At 64.4% G+C, this 1,882-nt stretch carries 4 protein-coding genes; 3 read left to right on the top strand and 1 reads right to left on the bottom strand.

The annotated features are described in order from the left end of the window. Window positions 1-251: type II secretion system protein GspI (locus HX846_RS30510; RefSeq protein WP_178966812.1), on the top strand; the 251-nt coding region annotated here is incomplete at its 5' end. Here the strand turns inward: HX846_RS30510 and HX846_RS30505 are convergent. Continuing rightward, window positions 238-669: a type II secretion system protein N gene (locus HX846_RS30505; protein ID WP_003218665.1), complete on the bottom strand. Its 432-nt coding sequence runs from the start codon at window positions 667-669 to the stop codon at window positions 238-240. The two genes, HX846_RS30510 and HX846_RS30505, sit on opposite strands and share 14 nt — an antisense overlap. Window positions 670-754: 85 nt before the next feature. Between HX846_RS30505 and gspH the strand changes: the two genes are divergently transcribed. Both gspH and HX846_RS30495 read left to right on the top strand, forming a co-directional pair. After that, a complete protein-coding gene (gene gspH, locus HX846_RS30500; RefSeq protein ID WP_008431410.1) occupies window positions 755-1,207 on the top strand; it encodes a type II secretion system minor pseudopilin GspH in 453 nt (150 codons plus the stop codon). Beyond that, window positions 1,200-1,796, top strand: coding sequence for a type II secretion system protein GspJ (locus HX846_RS30495; RefSeq protein WP_177068216.1), 597 nt, complete (start codon window positions 1,200-1,202; stop codon window positions 1,794-1,796). The genes gspH and HX846_RS30495 overlap by 8 nt, the downstream gene beginning before the upstream one ends. The last annotated feature ends 86 nt before the right edge of the window (window positions 1,797-1,882 follow it).

The following is a 1,882-nucleotide window of genomic DNA, read 5'->3' as shown; positions in this document are numbered from 1 at the left end:
TGCTGGCAGCCCAGGGCCGGATGGCGGAGCTGAGCCTGGAAGGTCGGGTGAGCACCGGGCGCAAGACGTTCGACTGCGACCAGGGCCGGCTGAAACTGCGTTGCGAACAGACCATCAGCAACGGGCCGGATGGGCGCCTGTTCCAGGTCAGCGTGCAGGTGCTGGACGCGACGCGGGAAGCGCCCCCCCTGGCACGCCTGGAGACACTGCTGGGGCGCCCGCCGGTGAAGCGCCCGGTTACTGCCGAATGAGGCTTGGCAACGCCGGCCCGTCGGGCAACTTGTCGAGGGGCACGCGGATTTTTTCCGCGCCGCGCTCGATCTCCACGCTATCGCCTTCAATGGCCGTCAGCCGTACGCCGGGGCTCAGGCGTTCACCCAACAAAAAGCTGCGGGGCGGGCCGTCGTTGAGACTGAGGATCGCCACCGCCCCACGCGCCCCGGCAAGCACCCCGGAGACCTTGATCTGCATCACCGCCGGGGTATTGGAAAACCATTGCACGGCGGGGTTGTCGCTGCGGGCCGCCAACGCCTGGGGCGCGGCCTGCGGGGTGTGGGACTCGGCCGACGTGAGCAACAGCGGCGTCCAGGTCGCAACCCCTGCCAGCGCCGCCAGCAACGCCACGGCCTGGACGCCATGGGCGGGTGAAAAACGATGGATGAATGCCATGGGCGGGACCTCCTGTTTGTCCGTCGCCTCAGGCTACAGGGCAATTCACACCTTTTTATTTCAGCGGTTGATCAGGGAGCAAAAAATGAAACAGCAGGGCTTCACGTTGATCGAGTTGATGGTGGTGCTGGTGATTATCGGCATCGCCAGTGCGGCCATCAGCCTGAGCATCAAGCCTGATCCGCTGCACCTGCTGCGCAAGGACGCGGAACGCTTGAGCCAATTGCTGCAGGTGGCCCAGGCCGAGGCGCGTGCCGATGGCCGGGCGATTACCTGGAAAGCCGATGCCAAGGGATTTCGCTTCAGCCGCGTGACCGATGATGGGCTGGGAGTGGAGAACTTCAGCGGCGATCAGCAACTGCGTCCGCGGGCATGGGACAGTGCGCCGATGCAGGTGCGCATCGAGCCCGGGAAAACATTGGTGCTGGATGCTGAATGGGTGAACCCGCCAGTGCGGGTGGTGCTGTCGGATGGGCAATACAGCCTGAGCCTGCAACGGGATGCGGCGGGGTTGTTGCGGGTGGTGAGTCATGAGTGACCAGAAGGGTTTTACGCTGATCGAGGTGATGGTGGCGATCATGTTGATGGCGGTGGTCAGTGTGATTGCCTGGCGCGGGTTGGACAGTGTGACCCGGGCTGATCAGCATTTGCAGGCCAGCAGTGAGCAGACTGAGGTGTTGTTGCGGGCGCTGAACCAGATGCAACTGGATGTGAGCTTGCGCGCGGGGGTTGAGTTGGGGCCGCCGATTGGCGAAGACGCGCCGAAGCCTGGCGGGTTGGCGGCGGTGTCGGTGAGGAGTTCGGACAGCAAGGGGTTTCGGCTGGAGGTGATCCGTACGGCTCCGATTCCTGGGGATGGGTTGCAGCGGGTGCGGTGGTGGCTCAAGGGCGACACGCTGTACCGGGCAGCTGCACCGGCGCGGGATCGGTATCCGCTGCCGGCGCCCCGGGATGCGGTGGCGGTGCTTGGGCAGGTCAGGGATTTGCAGGTGCGGGTTTGGGACAAGGGGTGGCGGCAGTTGAGTGGGAATCGGCAGGATGAACCGCTGGGGATCGAGGTGGTTCTGGTGCGGGAGACGGGCCAGGGGGTGGAGCGGTATCGGCAGGTTTTGGGGCCCTTGCGGTAGGGCTTTTTGGGGTGGTGTACATATCCGTTATTTTTGTTATGGCTGATATGGGTTCCGCTCACTTTCGAAAAGCCGGAATGCCGGCC

Source organism: Pseudomonas sp. K5002 (assembly GCF_013386655.1).
In the GTDB taxonomy this organism is placed as follows: domain Bacteria; phylum Pseudomonadota; class Gammaproteobacteria; order Pseudomonadales; family Pseudomonadaceae; genus Aquipseudomonas.
The sequence above is the reverse complement of the archived record's forward strand: the minus strand, read 5'-3'. Positions and strand labels throughout refer to the sequence as shown.

Excerpts from the sequence above, each read along its gene's own strand:
- HX846_RS30495 (WP_177068216.1), top strand. The coding sequence starts at position 1,200 with ATGAGTGACCAGAAGGGTTTTACGCTGATCGAGGTGATGGTGGCGATC.
- HX846_RS30505 (WP_003218665.1), bottom strand. The coding sequence starts at position 669 with ATGGCATTCATCCATCGTTTTTCACCCGCCCATGGCGTCCAGGCCGTG.
- gspH (WP_008431410.1), top strand. The coding sequence starts at position 755 with ATGAAACAGCAGGGCTTCACGTTGATCGAGTTGATGGTGGTGCTGGTG.